Origin of the sequence: Methylocystis iwaonis, assembly GCF_027925385.1 — a bacterium.
Classification (GTDB): Bacteria; Pseudomonadota; Alphaproteobacteria; order Rhizobiales; family Beijerinckiaceae; genus Methylocystis; species Methylocystis iwaonis.
Genome location: NZ_AP027142.1, coordinates 2,499,516 through 2,514,507, shown reverse-complemented (window position 1 = coordinate 2,514,507; position 14,992 = coordinate 2,499,516). Strand labels below are relative to the sequence as shown.

16 protein-coding genes, 1 tRNA gene and 1 pseudogene are annotated in these 14,992 nt (G+C 63.9%); 8 read left to right on the top strand and 10 right to left on the bottom strand.

Going from position 1 to position 14,992, the window contains the following annotated elements:
* Window positions 1-108 precede the first annotated feature (108 nt).
* A complete protein-coding gene (locus QMG84_RS12215; protein WP_281928167.1) occupies window positions 109-387 on the bottom strand; it encodes a hypothetical protein in 279 nt (92 codons plus the stop codon).
* A 468-nt stretch (window positions 388-855) separates the two neighbouring features.
* Between QMG84_RS12215 and panC the strand changes: the two genes are divergently transcribed.
* Both panC and QMG84_RS12205 read left to right on the top strand, forming a co-directional pair.
* On the top strand, window positions 856-1,716 hold the full coding sequence (panC, locus tag QMG84_RS12210) for a pantoate--beta-alanine ligase (RefSeq protein ID WP_281928166.1): 861 nt from the start codon (window positions 856-858) through the stop codon (window positions 1,714-1,716).
* Window positions 1,713-2,003, top strand: a complete 291-nt coding sequence (locus QMG84_RS12205) for an acylphosphatase (RefSeq protein WP_281928165.1) — start codon at window positions 1,713-1,715, stop codon at window positions 2,001-2,003. Before panC ends, QMG84_RS12205 begins: the two co-directional genes overlap by 4 nt.
* Here the strand turns inward: QMG84_RS12205 and lipB are convergent.
* The 6 genes and pseudogenes from lipB to QMG84_RS12175 form a co-directional block, all read right to left on the bottom strand.
* Window positions 2,000-2,719, bottom strand: coding sequence for a lipoyl(octanoyl) transferase LipB (lipB, locus tag QMG84_RS12200; RefSeq protein WP_281928162.1), 720 nt, complete (start codon window positions 2,717-2,719; stop codon window positions 2,000-2,002). The genes QMG84_RS12205 and lipB overlap by 4 nt on opposite strands.
* Entirely contained in the window at window positions 2,716-3,063 is a 348-nt protein-coding gene (locus tag QMG84_RS12195; RefSeq protein ID WP_281928161.1) for a hypothetical protein, read from the bottom strand. Before QMG84_RS12195 ends, lipB begins: the two co-directional genes overlap by 4 nt.
* A gap of 346 nt (window positions 3,064-3,409) precedes the next feature.
* Entirely contained in the window at window positions 3,410-3,868 is a 459-nt protein-coding gene (locus QMG84_RS12190) for a YbhB/YbcL family Raf kinase inhibitor-like protein (RefSeq protein ID WP_281928160.1), read from the bottom strand.
* Window positions 3,869-3,934: 66 nt separating this feature from the next.
* Window positions 3,935-5,090 (bottom strand): annotated as a pseudogene (locus tag QMG84_RS12185) (glutathionylspermidine synthase family protein).
* Window positions 5,090-5,443: a hypothetical protein gene (locus QMG84_RS12180; RefSeq protein WP_281928159.1), complete on the bottom strand. Its 354-nt coding sequence runs from the start codon at window positions 5,441-5,443 to the stop codon at window positions 5,090-5,092. Before QMG84_RS12180 ends, QMG84_RS12185 begins: the two are co-directional and overlap by 1 nt.
* A 4-nt stretch (window positions 5,444-5,447) precedes the next feature.
* On the bottom strand, window positions 5,448-5,852 hold the full coding sequence (locus tag QMG84_RS12175; protein WP_281928158.1) for a DUF350 domain-containing protein: 405 nt from the start codon (window positions 5,850-5,852) through the stop codon (window positions 5,448-5,450).
* 261 nt (window positions 5,853-6,113) lie between these two features.
* Between QMG84_RS12175 and QMG84_RS12170 the strand changes: the two genes are divergently transcribed.
* A complete protein-coding gene (locus QMG84_RS12170; protein ID WP_281928157.1) occupies window positions 6,114-6,914 on the top strand; it encodes a DUF72 domain-containing protein in 801 nt (266 codons plus the stop codon).
* On the opposite strand, the gene QMG84_RS12165 is transcribed toward QMG84_RS12170, so the two are convergent.
* Both QMG84_RS12165 and QMG84_RS12160 read right to left on the bottom strand, forming a co-directional pair.
* A complete protein-coding gene (locus QMG84_RS12165) occupies window positions 6,905-7,507 on the bottom strand; it encodes a J domain-containing protein (RefSeq protein ID WP_281928156.1) in 603 nt (200 codons plus the stop codon). The two genes, QMG84_RS12170 and QMG84_RS12165, sit on opposite strands and share 10 nt — an antisense overlap.
* Window positions 7,508-7,943: 436 nt before the next feature.
* On the bottom strand, window positions 7,944-9,035 hold the full coding sequence (locus QMG84_RS12160; protein WP_281928155.1) for a fatty acid desaturase: 1,092 nt from the start codon (window positions 9,033-9,035) through the stop codon (window positions 7,944-7,946).
* A gap of 385 nt (window positions 9,036-9,420) precedes the next feature.
* On the opposite strand from QMG84_RS12160, the gene QMG84_RS12155 reads away from it, so the two are divergent.
* The 4 genes from QMG84_RS12155 to QMG84_RS12140 all read left to right on the top strand — a co-directional run bounded on the left by QMG84_RS12155 (window position 9,421) and on the right by QMG84_RS12140 (window position 12,604).
* Window positions 9,421-9,505: transfer RNA gene (locus tag QMG84_RS12155), tRNA-Leu, on the top strand.
* Window positions 9,506-9,770: 265 nt separating this feature from the next.
* Window positions 9,771-10,193, top strand: a complete 423-nt coding sequence (locus QMG84_RS12150; RefSeq protein WP_281928153.1) for a VOC family protein — start codon at window positions 9,771-9,773, stop codon at window positions 10,191-10,193.
* A 351-nt stretch (window positions 10,194-10,544) separates the two neighbouring features.
* On the top strand, window positions 10,545-11,351 hold the full coding sequence (modA, locus tag QMG84_RS12145; RefSeq protein WP_281928152.1) for a molybdate ABC transporter substrate-binding protein: 807 nt from the start codon (window positions 10,545-10,547) through the stop codon (window positions 11,349-11,351).
* Window positions 11,352-11,677: 326 nt separating this feature from the next.
* A complete protein-coding gene (locus QMG84_RS12140; RefSeq protein ID WP_281928151.1) occupies window positions 11,678-12,604 on the top strand; it encodes a hypothetical protein in 927 nt (308 codons plus the stop codon).
* On the opposite strand, the gene QMG84_RS12135 is transcribed toward QMG84_RS12140, so the two are convergent.
* A complete protein-coding gene (locus QMG84_RS12135; RefSeq protein WP_281928149.1) occupies window positions 12,605-13,477 on the bottom strand; it encodes a polysaccharide deacetylase family protein in 873 nt (290 codons plus the stop codon).
* Between the two features lie 70 nt (window positions 13,478-13,547).
* Between QMG84_RS12135 and mgtE the strand changes: the two genes are divergently transcribed.
* Window positions 13,548-14,957: a magnesium transporter gene (gene mgtE, locus QMG84_RS12130; protein WP_281928147.1), complete on the top strand. Its 1,410-nt coding sequence runs from the start codon at window positions 13,548-13,550 to the stop codon at window positions 14,955-14,957.
* The last annotated feature ends 35 nt before the right edge of the window (window positions 14,958-14,992 follow it).

Below are 14,992 nucleotides of genomic sequence, written 5' to 3'. Positions count from 1 at the left end.
GATGGGTGGATGATAACGTCTCGCGAACGAATTAACAATCGTAGCCGATCCGCCCCCGGCGCGGGCAGATGGGTTTTCGATCCCGCTCCTCGGGCGAGGCCTAAAAGTCTAGTCGATGATCCCGAAAAGGTCGGCCGCCGTAATCGTGACGGTGCCATTCGCCGCCACTCTCCCGTGCGAATGTCGGGCGCTGGCAATATCCTCGAACCCTTGCTTGTCTTTATCGAACTGCGAGCGCAGCTCGGCAAGGCCGCGCGCCATGCCGTCATCGAGCGCGTCGTCGGCGACGAACACCCGCACATTCTCGTGTGTTCCGGTGATGCGCATGGAGAACGAAAACCCCTGCGCCTCGCGCAAGGTTTCCGTGTCGAGCCGTTCGAGGGACATCTCGGCCCTCCAGTCTGAGCAGAGCGGGTCGGTCTTTGGCGGTCACGTTCACTTTTCGCGGGCTTTTTCCGCGACTGCCTTGTCTATGAGCGCCTTGATCTCGGGACGCAGCGTCTTGGTCCCTTTCACGAAGAGGCCTGGCAGCATGCCAGACTGAACCATTTTGGCTCTCAACTGGCGTCTGGCTTTCGCGAGACGCGTGGCCTCATCTTCGTATGGTCGCTTGGGCATTCCCGCCATATAGGGCGCTGTGCACTTGCGAATACCCTCCAGCGCTCTCTTTGTCGCGAGTTGTTTAGCGCTCGCTAAAAGGGGCGGCCCGGAAGTGTCGCCAAGGGGCGCGCGATTTTGCGTCAAGTCGTCTGAAAACCAAGAATTACAGGAGCGTGCGCACGCGCTTTGGCGTGTATTGACATGCTCTGGCAAGCTCCATCTTATGCCGGCGGAACAGAAGAAAGGCCTGCGCGGATGAGCTATGAGGTTCCTGTCGTCCATACTGTCGAGGACATGCGCGCCTTCGTGCACGCGCGCCGTGCGGCGGGCGAGCGCATTGGACTCGTCCCGACCATGGGCGCGCTGCACGCCGGCCACCTCTCGCTCGTCGAGGAGGCGCGCCGCCACGCGGATCGCGTCATCACGACAATCTTCGTCAATCCCACGCAGTTCGGACCCACTGAGGATTTCTCGCGCTACCCGCGCACGCTGGCGGCCGATTGCGAGAAGCTCGCAAGCGTCTCCGCCGATCTCGTCTTCGCGCCGGCGGTCGAGGAGATGTATCCGGAAGGCTTTTGCACGACGGTGATGCTCGAAGGTCCGGCCAAGGCCGACCTCGAGGACCGCTTCCGCCCCACCCATTTCGCCGGCGTCGCTACGGTCGTCGCCAAGCTGCTCAATCAGGCGCAGGCGGATATCGCCGTCTTCGGCGAGAAGGATTACCAGCAGCTTCTCGTTATTCGCCATTTGGCGCGCGATCTCGACATTGGAACTTGCATCCTGGCGGGGCCGACGCTGCGCGACCCCGACGGGCTCGCGATGTCCTCGCGAAACATCTATCTCTCGGCGGAAGATCGCGCCCGCGCGCCGCGGCTCTATCGCGCCCTCTCCGAGGCGGCGCGCCGCATTGGAGAGGGCGAGGTCGTCGGGCATGTGATGGGCGAGGCGCACGAGGCGATCGTGGGGGCAGGTTTCGATATCGACTATGTCGAGGCGCGTCACGCCGATACGCTTGCGCGCGTTGCGCGCCGCCTCGAAGGGCCGATGCGCATCCTCGCCGCCGCACGGCTTGGCGCGACACGGCTCATCGACAATGTCGCGGTTCCGAATACATGAGCCGCCGCGCCGTCCGTTTCTTTGTGACGGGCCGCGTGCAGGGCGTTGGCTTTCGCGCCTTTCTTATTCGGCAGGCCAATGCGCTCGGGCTGGTCGGCTGGGCGCGCAATCGGCTGGATGGTTCAGTGGAGGCTCTCGCCGCTGGGCCGGAGGAGAAAGTCGCGGCCTTGATCGCAGCGGCCCGGCGCGGCCCCCTTCTCGCACGCGTCGAGAGCTTGCGCGAGGCAGAGGCGGATCTGGCGGAGCTTGGCGACGCTGCCGGGTTCACAGTGGGCGAGACTGTTTAGCCGAAGATCGCCTCGAAATGGCGCCGCAGCGCTGCGTCGACGTCGGCCATCGTGGCGGGCGCCCCCAAGTCTTTCAGGCTCGTGACGCCCAAATGTCGCTCCCGCACGCCGCAAGGCGCGATGCCGGAAAAGTGTGAGAGGTCGGGCGCGACGTTGAGCGCAATGCCGTGGAAGCTCACCCATTGCCGCAAGCGCACGCCGATGGCGGCGATCTTGTCTTCCGCTATTTCGCCGTTCGGGCCGGGCGCTTTGTCTGGCCGCTGCACCCAGACGCCGACGCGCGCCTCCCGGCGTTCGCCGGCGACGCCGAATTCTGCAAGCGTGGCGATAAGCCAGGATTCAAGCGCGCAGACAAAGGCGCGGATGTCGCGGCGCCTTTGCGTGAGGTCGAGCATCACATAGGCAATCCGCTGGCCGGGGCCGTGATAGGTGAATTGCCCGCCGCGTCCCGTGCGGTGGACGGGAAAGCGCGCGTCGAGAAGGTCGCTGTCCTTGGCCGAGGTTCCGGCCGTGTAGATCGGCGGATGCTCCAATAGCCAGACGCACTCCGGCGCCGCTCCGCGCGCGATCGCGGCGACGCGGTCCTCCATGAAGGCGAGGGCCTCTTCATAGCCGACGAGGCCGTCGCTTATGCGCCATTCGACCGGCGGCGCGCCGGCGCGGGGCGAGAGCGCGGGCGCGATCATATCGCGGGGAGGGCAGGAGGAAGCGGTCATGGCGCCTCGCCATTCGGCGCCGGCGCGCGGCCTTGCGCGCGCTTGATGTCGTCGATTTCATCGAGCATGGCGAGAAAGGCGCGGACGGCCTTCTTATCCTTCTTCGACAACTCCCTCTCGTCGAGCTTTTCGACGATGACGCGCAGGGCGTCGCCGACGCGCCCGAGTTGCTTGCCGTAGCTGCCCACGTCTTTCAGCACCTGTTGCTCGACCTGCGGCGCGCTGGATTGGCCAAGGTCTATATTCATGAAGGAAAAATTGCTGCCGACAATCCCGAAGGGATTCAAAAAGGGAGCGACGTTGACAGGCACGTCGCCCGAGAGGGGAAGCTTGAAAACAGCCATGACAACCTCCGATACTAAATCAATGACTCTCTTTTACAGCATTTTTGAATCCGGATTATGCGCGCAAGCACGACAGGGAGATGCGGCGAAAGCGTCAGATTGCGGGCGTCTCATACTTTCCGTTTAAACAGCTCGCGTCGAGCCCTTGTCATTCCCGGCGGGCCGAAGGCCCGGCTAGGAATTCGGCCCCCACCGTCATTGCGAGGAGCGAAGCGACGAAGCAATCCAGGGCCGAGGCGGGGCTCTGGATTGCTTCGCTTCGCTCGCAATGACGGCGCTGGTCTGCTCTGGATTCCCGATCGTTCGCTCGCGAGCGTGGGGAATGACAACGAACTTGAATCTCGTCTCAGCGCCCGTAACGTCCCATCAGCCGCGCTTCCGCGAGAACGCGCCCATGCGTCGCCTCCTCGACCTGCTTACAGCTCGGGCGCGGGCCGAGCGGCAGCTTGGGGCAATCCAGCGCAAACAGACGGAAACGGTAGCGATGCAGCCCGTGGCCATGCGGCGGGCAGGGACCGTTGTAGCCGAGCTCCCGAAAATCATTCTGACCGTGGCGGAGAATGTCCGAGGTCGCCGGCCGCCCGGAGTCTTCCTCGAGCGCAGTGTAATTCTTGGGAATGTCGTAGCAGGCCCAATGCGCGAACACGCCCCCGGGCGCATCGAGATCATCGACAATCAGAGCGAAGCTTTGCGTCTCGCCGGGGGCCTCCGCCCAAGCGAGCGGCGGCGAACGATCGTCCCCGTCGCAAGTGAACGCGCGCGGAATATTGCCGCCATCCTGTAACGCCGTCGAGGTCAGCCGCATGATCGCCTCCGACTCGCCCCCCCGCTTGGGATTTTATTTAGCGGCCGGGCGCCGGCGGTCGCGCGCCTAGCCGACGATCGCGTGCGGAACGAAGCGCGAGTGGTTCGAGGTGAGGGGCGTCGCGTCCTCGCGCAGGCCCATGCCCGCCGGTTCGCCGCCGACCACCCAGGAGCCGACGACCGGATAGCGCCCATCGAAACAGGGCAGCATATGCAACGCCTGCCGCACATGGCCCTCGGCGCCGTAGTCGCCGGGCGCGCTGGCGATGGCGGCGCCGTCCTTCACCAGCAGCACATTGGCGCCTTCGCGCGAGTAGATCGGCTTCTTGGCGTAGCTCTCGCCGAGCGCCGCCGCGCGGGGATCGTCGGCGAAATAGCACTCGAGCAAATTCGGATGTCCCGGCGCCATCTCCCACAACAGCGCCAACACGCCCTTGTTGGAGAGCAGCGCCTTCCATGGCGGCTCGACGAAGCGCGTGACGCGCATGGCCGGCGCATGGGAAAATGTGTCCGCGAACATCCACTCCCAAGGATAGAGCTTGAACAGCGTCTCGATCTTGCGCCCGTCGCGGTCGCAGAAATGCGCGCCGTCGAGGCCGACGTCGTGCATGTCGAGCAGCGCGGCGCCGCATCCCGCTTGCACCGCACAATCTGCGAGATAGGCCGCGGTGCCGAAATCCTCGACGCTGTCGCTCATGGCGCCGAAATGCACGAGACGCTCGGGCGCGATCTCTCCCCAGCGCGCGATCAGCCTGTCGTGCAGCGAGTTGAACTGATCGGCGTGCTGCGGCAGCTCGCCGCTCGCTGTGAGCTGCTCCAGCCTGCCATTGCACGACGCCGGTTTCGAACAGGCTCGTCGGCGTGTCGGCGTTATATTCGAGAAGCTTCGCCGGGCCCTTGCCGTCGTAAGCAAGATCGAAGCGGCCGTAGAGCGAAGGGTCGCGCCGCTTCCAGCTCTCGGCGATAAGCTCGCGCGCATGTTTCGCCACATGCAGGCGATCCATCATCTCTTCGCTTTCGGCAATGCGGCCGACGAGCTCCAGACAAAGCGCGTCGAGTTCGCGCGTTGCGGCCTCGATGTCGTCTTCGATCTCGCGAAGCGTGAAGATATAGCGCGCGCTTTCCTCCCAATAAGGCTCGCCGTCCATATGGGCGTAGGCGAAGCCGATGTTTTTGAAATGCGCTTCGACGCCGTGGCGGGGTCGTGAGATTTCCCGTTTCATCAGCCGCCGCCGCTGCCAGAGTGTCCGAAGCCGCCGAAGGAGACGCCATGGGTCGAGGCGCTGGAGCCCGACGACCAATGCCAGCCCCTGGAGCTGTGTGAGGTCGAGCCGTTGCTATGCCTGCAGATCTGCTGGTCGGGATTATTCGGGTCCGGCTCGCAGTGCGGGCTTTCGATCCATTCGTAGAGCCCGTAGCCGCCGAGCGAGACCGCGCCCATTACTGCGAGGGACACGGCGAGCGAACGCTTCCGTTGGGGAAGGATCGGGTTCGGTCGTTCCTTCGACGTTTTGGGTTTCTGCAGAACGACCGGCGGCGCGCGCCTGCCGAAGTCCTTGGGCGTCCCGTCGGCCATGGCGTTACGGGCTCATGCAGGCGGCGCTGAGCAGGCCGGCAGCGATGGAGACGGCGGCGACCCAGATGGCCGCCGAGAGCACATTCTCCTGGATGGCCTGCGATAGCCCCGGATGCGCAAGCCGTGCAAGCCCATAGGCGATGATCTGCGTGACGAGCGCGACAACGCCCCAGACGGCGAATTCGGCGATGGAGCCTGTATGGTGGATCGCCGCGGCAAGCGAGATCGCAAATCCCACAAGGCTGCCGCCGAAGGCGATTGCCGCGGAGGCGCTCTGCGTCGCGACAATGAGCGCGAATTCGTCGTGCCGCGTCACCCGCGTGTAAACGAGACAGAAAATGGCGCAGAAGCCTGCTGCGCCCGCGAAATAAACGGCGAACGCCAAAAGGCCGGGGAAAAAGTCAGGCACAAGCCGAATCTCTCTTGGTTCGAGGTGGCGAAGACTAACGCGCCCCGCAAAAAAGTCCTGTGCGCGTCCGCACATCGCGCTCGATTGTAATCGAGGACAATCACATTTCGGCGCCGTCTTCCCGCCGCTCAGCCATAATCCTTCCTTTCTTCTCGATCACTTTTTCGAGGAGCAATGATCACAAGACAATTTCCCAGCGCCGGTTCACCCTCGCTCGCCGCGACGCGCGCGCTAACTCCAGTCGTGGGCAAAGGAGCGCGGATGACGACGGGCCGCATTTATGTCGGCGTCGGAGGCTGGAGCTTTGCTCCCTGGCGCGAGGCGTTCTACCCGCCGGGACTGCCGACGTCGCATGAGCTGGAATATGCGAGCCGTCATCTCACCTCGATCGAAATCAACGCGACTTTCTATCGAACGCAAACGCGCGAGACCTATCTGAGCTGGCGCGACCAGACGCCCGAGGGCTTCGTCTTCAGCGTGAAGGCGCCGCGCTACGCCATGAGCCGGCGCACGCCGCATGACGTGAAAGAGTCGATTGCGCATTTCTTCGACAGCGGCGTCGCGGCGCTCGGCGAAAAGCTCGGGCCTGTGCTGTGGCAATTCCCGCCGACGCGCAAGTTCGATCTCGATTTCTGCGCGGCCTTTCTGTCAGCATTGCCGCGAGAGAGCGAAGGCGTCGCGCTGCGTCATGCGATCGAGGCGCGCGACGAAAGCTTCGTGACGAGCGAATTCATCGCTTTGGCGCGCGCGCATCACGCAGCGATCGTCGTCGAAGGCGATTCTGATTTTCCGCTGATCGCCGATCTCACCGCGCCCTTCGTCTATGCGCGCATCATGGGAACGCGCGCGTCGCGCAAGCAAGGCTACGATCGCGAGCGGCTCGATCTCTGGGCCGCCCGCGCCCAAAAATGGGCGGAAGGCGGCGCGCCTAGCGATCTGCCGCGGATCTGCGCCAATACGCCCAAACGCAGCGGGCGCGATGTTTATCTTTATGTCATTCGCGGCGCGAAGGAGAAAAACCCCGCCGCCGCCATGGCGCTGATCGAACGCCTTCAGAAATGAAGCGGAAGCAGGTGCAGGAAGTTTTTCTTGAGCCAATTGAGCAGCGCGACGAGTACGACGACCGAAAACATCAGCGCCAGAATCACATAGACGCGCATGAGCACGTCGAACAGGAAAAACAGGATCGAGAACACAGCGCGCAGCAGCGCCGCGCCAAGGCCGTCGTAAGCCTGTCCGCGATTGGCGAAAAAGCCGACGCACAGCAAGATAAAAGCGCAGCCCGCCGCCAGCAGAAAGGGATTGTAACTCTCGTTGACGCCGTCGCCGGAGTCGATCAGCAGCACGCCGAGCAGAAAAGACAGCACGCTCAGCGCGGCGAAGGCGCGGTCGCGTAGAAACGCGTTCAGCCGCTGCAGCAGCGTGCGCTTGTTGGCGGTCTCGTCGAGGAAGCTGCCGAACTTATGTTCGAAGTCGTAGGCCTCGCGCTCGGGCTCGCTTTTGAGCGCATTATAGGCTTGCGTGACGCGCTGGAATTTGGCGGGATCGCCGCCCTTGTCCGGATGATGCTGCTTGACGAGACGACGATAGGCCGCGTTGATCTCGCGCCGCGTCGCGTCCTCGTTGACGCCAAGAACCTCGTAGTGACTCGCCATCGCTCAGACCGGATCGGATGAATGCGGCTATCTTTTGCCGAGTTGGCGGGCAGGATCAAGGCGGAAGCGGAACTTCTCTCGCGGCGGTTGTGGAACACTGAGGCCGTCAGAAAGCGGTCCTGCAATATTGAACAGTATTTCTCTTAGGCTCGACAGTGACTTGCGTCGGCTTGATTGTGCGCCTGCGAAGATTTTTTGGTGCATTTTGCTGCATCACAGAATGCAACCAAAAGAAAACTGTGGCGTTATTGACGTGCTCGCGCCAATTTGGGCGGAGGCAGGGGAGGGTCGGATGGACAAGCTCACGATGATCGCCTTGGCCGGCTTCATCACGATCGGCGCAATGGCTGCGATTCTGCCAATCTAATTTTTAGGCGAGGCCGGGCCTTGGCGCCCTTTGGTAGGGAGGCTGAAAGCATCAGCCTCCCGAATTGTTTTAAGCCCGAGCGGCTTCGTCCAGAGTCGTCAGAACCGCGCGCATGGCCTCGCGGTTGTTCAGCTCGTCATAGGCGTAGCCGCACTCCTGCATGGCTTTGCGGGTCGCATCGCGCATCTTGCTCAAATTGCGCCGCGCCATGGTCGGGAACATATGGTGCTCGATCTGGCTGTTGAGGCCGCCGGTGAGCCAGTCCAGGAAGGTCGAGGTCGGCGTGTTGCGGGTCGAGCGCGCCTGACGGTCGTAGAAGCCCATCGCCTTCGCAGCGTCATAGACTTCCATCCCCGTGTGATTGAGGACGAAGACGAAGGCGAGGATGAAGCCGCCGAGAAGCTGCGCGAACACGAACCACGCCCAACCCGTCCAGGCGGCGCCCGGCGTGAGGAAGCCCGCGAGCGTGAGGCCCAGAACCCAATGCGCCACGCAAAGCGCCGTCTCGAGCGTCTTCTCTTTGCGCGCCGCGGTCGCGATGCTCTGCCAGCTCCAGTTGAAGCGGGCGAGCATGAGCAGCGGGAAGAAGAGGGCGACCTGGAACCGCCGCAGGAAGGGAGCGAGGAACCTCGACAAGCCGGACATCTGGGCCGTGTCATTGTGCTGGACGAGGAGCTTGTCCCACACGATCCACGGCGCCGAATCGATGTCGCCGTCGATCGGCGTCAGCACGCCTTCGGCGTTCATCTTGCATCCGTTCGGGAAAGAGTGGTGCAGCTCGTGCTTCTCCACCCACCAGGAGGCGCCGAAGCCCTGGAACAGCGCCGCCGCCGCGAGCATGACGCGCGCTTTCGGCTCCTCGCGCGGTCCCCATTGGTTATGGGCGACGTCATGGCCCAGATACGCCGTGCGCGGATAATGGACGCCGAGCAGCAGCGCGCCGGCCGCGGCGGCAAGCCCGCCTTTCGCGAGCAAAGCGAAAGCCAGCGTCGGAACGCCGACGAGCTCGACGCCGCGAAGCGCCTGCTCCCAGAGCGGGACGTTGAAATAGCCCTTTTCGCGCGCCTCGTTTTTGAGCGCCGCCATGCGTTGGGCGAGCGCCCGCCCGTCCGGTTCGCCTGTTTCCAGGCTACCGCCTAAAGTAGCGATCGTGTCGTTCAATTTTTTCTTCCCCGGGGGCGCGCGACGCGCCATTTCGTTCTTGTTTTTTGCCGCCGGGAAACCCTTCGGCTATAGCCGCGCTCTTGTCAAATCACTCAGGCCCCTGCATTTCTGAAAGATTATGCGGCATCTCGACCCAGGCTAGGGCGCGTCGAATCTGTACGCCAGAGGAGGCGAGGGTCTACGAGGCTGGCGGTAGGCTCCGCATCAGCGCCCGGCCGTTCTTCCACATGTCTCGATGCAAAGTTTTCCCTTGGTTTAGCTCGACTTTTCCCCCGTTGGCGCCCGGTCGATTGCAAAATTATGGCGCCGCCCTTGTCAGCGCCCGGTCAATTTGTTAGAGGCTGCGCGCCGGCGCTTCACAGCACAGATCGAAGCGCCCGATGCGGTCGTGGCGGAATTGGTAGACGCGCTAGCTTGAGGTGCTAGTTGGGCAACCAGTGGAGGTTCGAGTCCTCTCGACCGCACCAAAAATTTCCAGCGGGCATTCCCTAGCCGCAAGATCGGCGAGCGGCTTTAGGGCCGCCAATTCTTCGAGCGCCATCACGCCTGTCTCGCCCAACGAGGCGTTGAACGGCTGGCGAAGCGCTGCTAATCCTAGACTGTCTAAAAAGGAGAGATCGGTGCGGTTAGCCCGATCCCCGTGGAATCGGGTCCTGACCTTCGCGACAGCGATGAGTCCCCTGACCTTTAACGCCCGACGCAATCGCGTGTCGGCGAAGAGGAGGTCGTAGGGTGCAACAGCAAATTTCCGTCATTACCCTTGGCGTCGTCGATCTCGATCGGTCGCGGCGCTTTTACGTCGACGGCTTCGGATGGGCGCCGGTTTTCGAGGCCAACCAGATCGTCTTCTATCAAATGAACGGCTTCGTTTTGGGAACCTTCCTGAAGGCCGCCTTGGAAGCCGATATGAATCGCGCCGGTCTGCTGCAACCCGGCGCTTTCTCTCTCGCACATAATGTATCGGCGAAAGAGGACGTGATTCCCTTGATGAACAGGCTTGCGCAGGCAGGCGGCGTCATCATCCGCCCTGCAGACGAGCCGCCGCATGGCGGTTTTCGCGGCTATGTCGCCGATCCCGACGATCATGCCTGGGAGATCGCGTGGAACCCCGCCTGGCCAATCGACGAGCGCGGTTTCGTGACCTTCGGCGTCTAGGGGGTACGGGAGCGGGCCTCGGTCCGCTTAGCCCCGGCCGACCCCTTAATCCACTCCCCTTTGAATAGCACGCATTGCGACTGGGTCATTCCCGGCGGGCCAAAGGCCCGGCCGGGAATCCAGAGCCACAAGAGCATTGGTTTTGCTCTGGATTCCCGATCGCCAGCTTTGCGGGCGTCGGGAATGACAGCAGGTTGCGCAACGGTCGTTGGCCTTGCTGCAGAGGTGCATTCTGGTGTAAAGTTAGGCGTTATTTGCGGAAAATATGCGCATGACTCCAGCACGTCGTTAAACTATTCCTAAGTTCACATATTCACGTCCGCGGTGCCCACGCCTCTTCGAGGATTGTCCATGATCAGATTGCTCACCCTCGCCTTCACGCTCACCTTCTCGCTCGTCGCCGCCTCGGTTTTCGCGGAAGGTCCCGTCGCGTCGCCGCCGCCAAATGCCCAGGCGAGCGCGCCTACGGTGACCGTGTTCGCCGCGGCGAGCCTCAAAAACGCGCTGGACACGGCGGCCGCCGCCTTCAAAGCGAAAAGCGGAATCGAGCTGAAAATCAGCTATGCGGGCTCGATGGCGCTCGCCAAGCAGATCGAATCCGGGGCGCCCGCGGATGTGTTCGTCTCGGCCGATGCGGCGTCGATGGACTATCTGGCCGGCAAAAATCTGATCCGCGCCGACACGCGCGCCGATTTCCTCGGCAATGTGCTCGTCGTGGTCGCGCCGAAATCCTCTAAGCTGGAAAAGCTCGCCTTCACAAAGGACGCCCTGACGCAGGCGATCGGCTCGGGCAAGATCGCGACCGGCGACCCGGCCTCCGTCCCCGTCGGCAAATATGCGAAGGCGGCGTTGGAGAAGTTGGGGCTGTGGTCGGTCGCCGAGCCGAATTTCGCCTTCACCGATAATGTGCGCGCCGCGCTCAATTTCGTCGCGCGTGACGAAGCGCCGCTCGGAATCGTCTATCTCACCGACGCCAAATCGGAGCCCAAGGTGAAAGTCGTCGCCACCTTCCCGGCGAATACTCACCCGGCGATCATTTACCCGATCGCTCTCACCGCCACGGCGCAGGGCGACGGGGCGGCGAAGCTCCTCTCCTTCCTTCTCAGCAAGCCCGGCAAGGCGATCTTCGCCGAGCAGGGGTTCAGCGTTTCCCGTTGATCCTTCGCGTCGCGGATCGAGGCAGCCGATCCGCGACGCCAAATTATTGATTATCCAAGTGGGCGCCTCTTTTGGGCGCCGCCGGCGGTCCGAAAGCGGAAGTTCCGGCCAGGGCAAAGATCAGCCACATTTTCCCTCGCAAGATGCGTCTGGAACTGGCGCAGAGAGAGGGCCGAGCATGGCTGCCCGCGCTGGTTGGGCTGGGAAAAACCGTCCGGGAGAGCGTCCCGGCATATCGGACTCGCGAGACGTGGCGCGTCAAAGGCCGCTCTGGAAGCGCGGCGCGCCCCTGTCGTCTCTCGAGCCTCGTGCCCGGAGAGAGTAACATGAGCGTCATTCTAGAAAACCGCCGTCGTAACGGCGCCGCCAAGCCGGAAGCCAAGCGCCCCGTCGCGCGCGCCTCCAGCATCCCCGCCTTTCTGTCTCGCCCGCGGACGGCGCCGCCAGGGCGCGACGCCTATCGTGCGCCGCTGTGGGGCCTGTCCTACGATCGCGTCGAAGGCGTCATCCATCTGGTTCTCGCCTTCACGATTGTCGGCGGCGCCGCCGCGATCATGAGCACGGCGCTCTTTGGCCCGGGCGCGCCGCTCGGCGGATCGAGCGAAGCCCAGCCCGAGTTCGCGGCGCCGAAAGCAGCCGTCGCCGTCGCGGCGCCCGTCGAGGAGGAGATGGGCGCGAAACCGGCGCCGGCGACCGAGACGGCGCCCGCCGCCGCTATGCAGCCAGCCGCGCCGCAGCCTGCGGCTCCTGCGCTGAAGACATCGGCCCTCGATCCCTTCCTTGATGCGCGTCCCATGACCGAAACAGCGGCCGCGCCCGCGCGCGCGCCGGAGCCTTTGGCGCCGCCGCCGGCCTCCATGCGGGAGAAGCTCGGAGCCGGGCAGGGCGCGGAAAGCCAGGAGATGGCGGCGCCGCCCGACAACGCCAATGTCGCCGAGCTCCCCGCCGCGCCGGCGCCGCAGGCCAAGGCGGAACCTGCTTCACCCGCAAGGCAGGCGGAAGCGCCCGCGGATGACGCGCATATGGCGAAATGCTATTTGAAGCTTTCGGGCCGCGTGCAGAACAGCGGAAGCTGCAAGGTGCATCATACCGCCGAGGCCGTGACCTTCGACCTGCCGGGCAAGCCGCTCGAAATCGCCCATAAGCACGGGCGCGTCTGGACGGCGACGCTCGGCGGCCGCAATCTCGGCCAAGTCTACAAGACCGGGGCCTGCTGGGGCGCCAAGGGCTTCTACGCCTGCGAGAATGGCTGACTATTGATCGCCGTGGGAGTGGCCGTGGCCGTCTCCCGCGGCGGCGCCTTTGACCTTGCCGGCAAGCGTCTTGGCGATGATCGGCTCGGTCGTCGAGGTCCAATCCGGCCCCGCGTCGACGACCGGCGTCTCGCCCGCGCCGGGGACGATATGGACGAGCTTATAGCCCCGGCTTTTCAGCGCGGTTAGGAAGTCGGGCAGCATGGCCGCCGTCTGCGCCTTGGAGTCGTGGAAGAGCACGATTCCCTTGCCCGCCTTTTCCAGCCGCGACATCACGAGATCGAGCTCGGCCTTCGGCGCCATCGGCGACCAGTCGGAGGCCCATAGGTCCGAGCCGAAAATGGTGAAGCCCTTGCCTTCCAGGTAAGAGACAAGCTCGGGCGTATCGGCAAAGCCGGGAAAGCGGAAGAAGGGCGCGGATTTGCCGCCCGACGCCTTTTCGACCGCCGCCACGCCCTTCTCGATGTCGGCCTTCGCCGCGTCGTCGTACATCAGCCGCAGCGTATTCGCCGGATGGCTATAGGAGTGGTAGCCGATGCTGTGGCCTTCGGCCGCCTCGCGCCGCACCAATGCCGGCGTTTCCTCGGCGTTGCGGCCGATGACGAAGAATGTCGCGAGCGCGCATTCCTTGGCGAGCGCATCGAGCACGCGCGCGGTGGGCTCGGCCGGCCCGTCGTCGAAAGTGAGGACAACCTCATGGTCCTGCAGATCGAGCGTGCGCGGATAGCTTTGCAATCCGACGGCGGTTCCCTTCGGGCCGATGGCGATGGTGCGCGAGACGCCGAGCGCGTCAGGCCCGCAGTCGCGGGCGACGGCGGCCGTCGCGCCGAGGGTCAGGAGGGCGCAGAGAGTGACGCTCGAAAGTTTGATCATTTCGGTTTTGCCGGTTTGCTTCCGCATCTGAGCGGGTTAAGGAGCCTGAAGCCTGGTAGCGGGAATCGGCATGCCACTCGATCATGAAGAAACGGCGGCGGGCGCCGAGGGTTTCCGCGAAGAAAACGGCGGGCCGGACCGCGATTTCGTCTTCGCGGTCGAGGCCGCCGTCGCGCTCGGCGACTCCGACAAGGTCCATGAACTCGTCGGCGATCTCCACGAGGCCGATCTCGGCGCGCTGCTCGAGCTTTTGAGCCACGAGGCCCGCCCGCGCCTCGTCGAGCTGATGGGCGCGGACTTCGATTTTACCGCGCTGATGGAAGTGGGTGAAGCCACCCGCGAAGATATTCTCGAAGAGCTGCCGGTCGAGACCCTGGTCGAGGGCATGCGCGATCTCGAAAGCGACGACGCCGTCGCCATTCTCGAGACGCTCGAGCCCGCGGAGCAGGCGGAGGTTCTCGAAGCCCTGCCGGCGCAGGAACGCATCGTCCTGCGCCGCTCGCTCGATTATCCGGAAGGCTCCGCCGGCCGTCTGATGCAGACGACGCTCATCGCCGTGCCGCCCTTCTGGACGGCGGGCCGCGTGCTCGACTTCTTCCGCGAGACGGATGGCGACGAACTGCCTGAAACTTTCTTCGAGGTCTTCGTCGTCGACCCCGGCTATCACCTGCTCGGCACGGTCTTTCTCGACGCCCTTGTGCGCGCCAAGCCGAATGCGCGGCTCGACGAGATCATGCAGGCCGACCGGCGCCGGGTGAAGGCGACCGAGGACGGAACCGAGGCGGCGCGTCTTTTCGAGCGCTACAATCTCGTGTCGGCGCCGGTCGTCGACGAAAGCGAGCGCCTCGTCGGCGCGCTCACCATCGACGACATCGTCGACGTCATTCAGGAGCAGGCCTCTGAAGAGATCAAGGCGCTCGGCGGCGTGAACCCGGAAGAAGAGCTGACCGATGATTTCTGGTGGATCGCCAAAAGCCGCTTTACCTGGCTCTTCATCAATCTGCTGACCGCCTTTATCACCTCCAGCGTGCTCAAGACCTTCCAGTCGCAACTGGAGCAGATGGTCGCGCTTGCGGTGCTCGGTCCGATCATTGCGGGGCAGGGCGGCAATTCGGCGACCCAGACCATGACCGTCGCCGTCCGCGCGCTGGCCACCCGCGAATTGAACCGCGCCAACGCTATGAAGATCATCCTCCGCGAATTGGCGATCGGCGCGGTGAATGGCGCGGCTTTCGGCCTGGTGACCGGGATCGTCGCCGCCAACTGGTTCCAGAACGTCGGGCTGTGGCCGGTCATGGCCCTGGCGATGTTCACGAATTTGGTGGCGGGCGCTTTTGGCGGCATCGTCGTGCCGCTGCTGTTCAATCGCTTCAAATTCGATCCGGCGGTGTCCTCGGGGCCGTTCGTGACGACGATTACCGATGTCGTTGGTTATGGGGCATTTTTGACGATTGCGACGATGTGGTTCCATTTGAAATAAGCGAGCCTGAAGACTCGCGGTCCAAAGCCCGCCCC

Bases quoted from the DNA above. Each gene is read 5' to 3' on its own strand.
- QMG84_RS12215 (WP_281928167.1), bottom strand. From the start codon at position 387: ATGTCCCTCGAACGGCTCGACACGGAAACCTTGCGCGAGGCGCAGGGG.
- panC (WP_281928166.1), top strand. From the start codon at position 856: ATGAGCTATGAGGTTCCTGTCGTCCATACTGTCGAGGACATGCGCGCC.
- QMG84_RS12205 (WP_281928165.1), top strand. From the start codon at position 1,713: ATGAGCCGCCGCGCCGTCCGTTTCTTTGTGACGGGCCGCGTGCAGGGC.
- lipB (WP_281928162.1), bottom strand. From the start codon at position 2,719: ATGACCGCTTCCTCCTGCCCTCCCCGCGATATGATCGCGCCCGCGCTC.
- QMG84_RS12195 (WP_281928161.1), bottom strand. From the start codon at position 3,063: ATGGCTGTTTTCAAGCTTCCCCTCTCGGGCGACGTGCCTGTCAACGTC.
- QMG84_RS12190 (WP_281928160.1), bottom strand. From the start codon at position 3,868: ATGCGGCTGACCTCGACGGCGTTACAGGATGGCGGCAATATTCCGCGC.
- QMG84_RS12180 (WP_281928159.1), bottom strand. From the start codon at position 5,443: ATGGCCGACGGGACGCCCAAGGACTTCGGCAGGCGCGCGCCGCCGGTC.
- QMG84_RS12170 (WP_281928157.1), top strand. From the start codon at position 6,114: ATGACGACGGGCCGCATTTATGTCGGCGTCGGAGGCTGGAGCTTTGCT.
- QMG84_RS12165 (WP_281928156.1), bottom strand. From the start codon at position 7,507: ATGGCGAGTCACTACGAGGTTCTTGGCGTCAACGAGGACGCGACGCGG.
- modA (WP_281928152.1), top strand. From the start codon at position 10,545: ATGATCAGATTGCTCACCCTCGCCTTCACGCTCACCTTCTCGCTCGTC.
- QMG84_RS12140 (WP_281928151.1), top strand. From the start codon at position 11,678: ATGAGCGTCATTCTAGAAAACCGCCGTCGTAACGGCGCCGCCAAGCCG.
- QMG84_RS12135 (WP_281928149.1), bottom strand. From the start codon at position 13,477: ATGATCAAACTTTCGAGCGTCACTCTCTGCGCCCTCCTGACCCTCGGC.
- mgtE (WP_281928147.1), top strand. From the start codon at position 13,548: ATGCCACTCGATCATGAAGAAACGGCGGCGGGCGCCGAGGGTTTCCGC.